Below are 3,521 nucleotides of genomic sequence, written 5' to 3'. Positions count from 1 at the left end.
CGGCCAGACCGTGACCGCCGCGGCCGCACAGCAGCCGCTCACGGTCCGGGCCGCGGCCTGTGTCGACGGCCGCGCCCAATCCGCCGCGACCGGTTCTCTCGACCACGCGGCCGGGCCGGACGACCCTGCCTTCGCCGGGCTGATCGAGGATCTGACCCAGCGGCTGATGGTGCTGTGATCTGGCGGCTACAGCGCCGTCACGATCCGACCGACGACGCGGGCGGCGATGCCGGCCGCGGCGTCGAGGAAGGCCGGGAAATCCATATGGCTTTCGCTGCCGGCGAGGTCGCTGAGCGCCCGGACCACGACCACGGGAATGCCGAAGCGCTCGGCGACCGCGGCCACCGCCGCACCCTCCATCTCCACCGCCACGCCGCCGAATTCGCGGTGCAGCCGCTCGCGCTCCACCGCGTCGGTCAGGAAGATGTCGCCGGTCAGGATCGTGCCGAATATCAGCCGTGACCGATGCGGCTCTGCCCCGGTGGCCGCCGCACCGAATGTCCCGATATCAATGCCTTCCAGCGCGTCCTTGATCTTCTGCCTGAGATCGCTGTCGAGCGCGTAGCCGGTCTCTTCCGGAAAGCCGGGGATCGGCGGCACGCCGGGCTGGTACGGCTTCAGCCGGCCGTCGACCCGGGCGCCGTAATCATGCATCACCAGCCGGTCCGCCACCACAACGTCGCCGATGCCGAGATCGGGGTCGAGCCCGCCGGCGACGCCGGAGAACAGCAGCGCGCGGCAGCCGAATTCCTGCAGCAGCAGGGTCGCGACCATCGCCGCATGGGTCTTGCCGATGCCAGCCTCGACCGCGACGAGGTCTTCGGCGCCGAGACGGCCGCGGCGGAAGCGGCAGCCGGCGATCACGCGCTCGTCCCGGATCACCAGATCCGCATGCGCTGCCAATTCCTGCGGAATCGCCGCCATCAGCCCGATCGGTCCGTCCTTGCGCATCATCGTCTCCCGTGCCGCGTGTAGCCGCCCTTATGCCTTGCGGCGGAAGCGGGCGCCAAGGGGCGTTGCGCCGCGCCCCTGCCCTCGATAGAGCCGGGGCGCGGCGGTGCCTCTCAGGACAGGCCGAGCGCGAGTTGCCGCCGCCGGCCGATCAGCCAGTAGCCGACGATCAGCAGGCCGAACCAGACCGGCGCGACATAGAGCGCCACCCGGGTCGACGGGTCGAAGCCCAGGAACACCGCGACCAGCACCAGGAACGCCACCACCAGCCAGTTGGCCACCGGCGCGCCCGGCATGCGGAAATCGACCGGCGCGGCCCGGCCTTCGGCCACGGCGCGGCGATAGCCGAGATGCGCGATCATGATGATCGCCCAGGTCCACAGGCTGCCGACCAGCGAGATGCTGGTGACCCAGATGAACGCCTCCTCCGGCACCACGTAGTTCAGGCCGACGCCGAACAGCATGACGATGGCCGAGGCGGTGATGCCGGCGACCGGCACATGGCTGCGGCTGACCCGGCCGAAGGCGCGCGGCGCCTGGCCGGAACGGGCCAGGGTGAACAGCATGCGGCCGTTGCTGAACAGCCCGCTGTTGCAGGACGACGCAGCGGCGGTGATGACCACCAGGTTGATGACGTCGGCCGCGGCGCCCAGCCCCAGCTTGTCGAACACGAAGACGAAGGGGCTGGCATCGGGGTCGAGCTGGTTCCACGGCAGGAGCGCCATGATCACCGCCAGGGCGCCGAGATAGAAGATCAGGATGCGCCAGATGATGCTGTTGGTGGCGCGCGGCAGCACCTGGGCCGGGTTCTCCGCCTCGCCGGCGGTGACGCCGATCAGCTCCACCCCCTGATAGGCGAACATCACCATCTGCAGCGCCAGCACGGCGCCGAGCATGCCGAAGGGCAGGAAACCGCCGTTGGACCACAGGTTGGAGAAGCTGGCCCCCTGCCCGAGATCGCCGATCTTGAAGATGATCACGGCGAGGCCGCCGAGAATCAGCGCGACGATGGTCACGACCTTGATCAGGGCAAACCAGAATTCCAGTTCGCCGAACAGCCGCACCGCGACGACATTGACGGTGTAGAGCACGCCCAGCGTCACCAGCGCCGGCACCCATTGCGGCAGGTCGGGCAGCCAGTGGTGGACATAGACGCCGACGGCGGTCATCTCGGCCATGCCGATCACCACCCACATGAACCAGTACGACCAGCCGGTGGCGAAGCCGGCGAAGGGGCCGACGAATTCCTCGGCATATGTGGCGAAGGACCCGGCCACCGGCTTGTGCAGCAGCAGTTCGCCCAGCGCGCGCATGATGAAGAAGATGGCAATGCCGCCGATGGCGTAGCTGAGCAGCAGCCCCGGCCCGGCCTTGGCGATCGCCTTGCCGGAGCCGAGGAACAGGCCGACGCCGATGGCGCCGCCGATCGCGATCATGTGGATGTGGCGGCTTTTCAGCTTGCGGGCGAGATCGCCGCCCTCGGCTTCGCTGCCGGACGATTGGCTCGACAGGCCCATCGCGCTTCCTCCTAAGTCTGCTTCTTTCGGGCCTGTGGCCCGCTGGCCGGCATCTTAGGAGGGAAAGTCAAAAGCGCATCCCGATTGTTACATAATTTCGTATCGTATTATTCTGCTAACGAAGAACAATAATCCCACCACAATTCCTAAAACTGTTCGGATATTTGTCAGACGAATACCGGCCAGTCGTGGCGGAGTGTTATCTACCGCCGCGAATTGTCTCGGTTCAATCGCGCTTTGCTGTTGCGGCGTCAGCCCTTTGGGAATCCGGGCATGAAATGATCGACAAATTCACTCAGCTCGGCGACGTTCGCCGGCCGGATCATGGCCTTGTCGTCCCAGCCGCCGGCGAACTTGTCGCGCCACTGGTTGTCCGGCGTGCCGACGGGATAGACGCCCTTGTCGTCCGGTTTGATGTAATTGGCGGCATACACCATGTCGAACACCGCCCGCGGCTTCTGGCCGTTGAGGTATTTCAGCACCTCCTGCGACGTGGTGTGGCGGTATTCGGCCAGCGCGGCGAGGCGGCCTGCCGGCATGCGGCCGTCGCTGTCATTCTGCGTCAAGGCTTCCGCTACATCCGGGTTCACCCCGGCTGCGGTCAGATAGGCCCGGTTCGCCGGCACGGTCGCCGCGGCGGCTTTCGCCTTGTCGTGCATGTCGATCAGGGCCAGGGCGCTGGATCCGGCCAGGGTCAGCAAGGTCCCGACGATCGGCCCGCCAACCTTGCTCAACCGCAGCAGGCTGGCCAAGCCGGGATAGCTGGAGATGAAGGTGCCGGTGGTGGCGGTGCCGAGCGCTGCCGCGCGCGGCCAGTCGTGCTCGATCACGTAATTCGCCGTGCCCAGCGCATTCCACCAGCCGAACACCTTGGCGTGGTTGGCGAACACCTTGCTCCAGGTCCCCTGGTTGGCGGCCGTCCGGCCCAGGAAGCCCTTGATCCCGGCCTCGCTGCCGTCCAGCTTCAGCATCCGGCTCATGGTCTGGCTGATCACCTGGGTGCCTTCGATCGCCGTGCCCCCGGCATAGAGGCCGAGGAAGCCGATGTTCCGC

Annotated in this window: 3 protein-coding genes; all 3 read right to left on the bottom strand. The window is 67.3% G+C overall.

Translation table 11 applies throughout. The features are described 5' to 3' along the window. Window positions 1–186 precede the first annotated feature (186 nt). Window positions 187–954: a 5'-methylthioadenosine/adenosylhomocysteine nucleosidase gene (locus tag AC3XYG_RS28135; RefSeq protein ID WP_489143185.1), complete on the bottom strand. Its 768-nt coding sequence runs from the start codon at window positions 952–954 to the stop codon at window positions 187–189. A 110-nt stretch (window positions 955–1,064) separates the two neighbouring features. Further along, window positions 1,065–2,468 carry an amino acid permease gene (locus tag AC3XYG_RS28130; RefSeq protein ID WP_489143184.1) on the bottom strand — a complete coding sequence of 468 codons (1,404 nt, stop codon included), beginning with the start codon at window positions 2,466–2,468 and terminating at the stop codon, window positions 1,065–1,067. A gap of 251 nt (window positions 2,469–2,719) precedes the next feature. After that, on the bottom strand, window positions 2,720–3,521 hold an 802-nt coding region (locus AC3XYG_RS28125; RefSeq protein WP_489143183.1), incomplete at its 5' end, for a hypothetical protein.

The organism is Inquilinus sp. (genome assembly GCF_057815775.1).
This window is presented reverse-complemented; position numbering and strand designations above follow the sequence as displayed.

Coding starts and splice junctions, on each gene's coding strand:
- AC3XYG_RS28135 (WP_489143185.1), bottom strand. CDS start 954: ATGATGCGCAAGGACGGACCGATCGGGCTGATGGCGGCGATTCCGCAG.
- AC3XYG_RS28130 (WP_489143184.1), bottom strand. CDS start 2,468: ATGGGCCTGTCGAGCCAATCGTCCGGCAGCGAAGCCGAGGGCGGCGAT.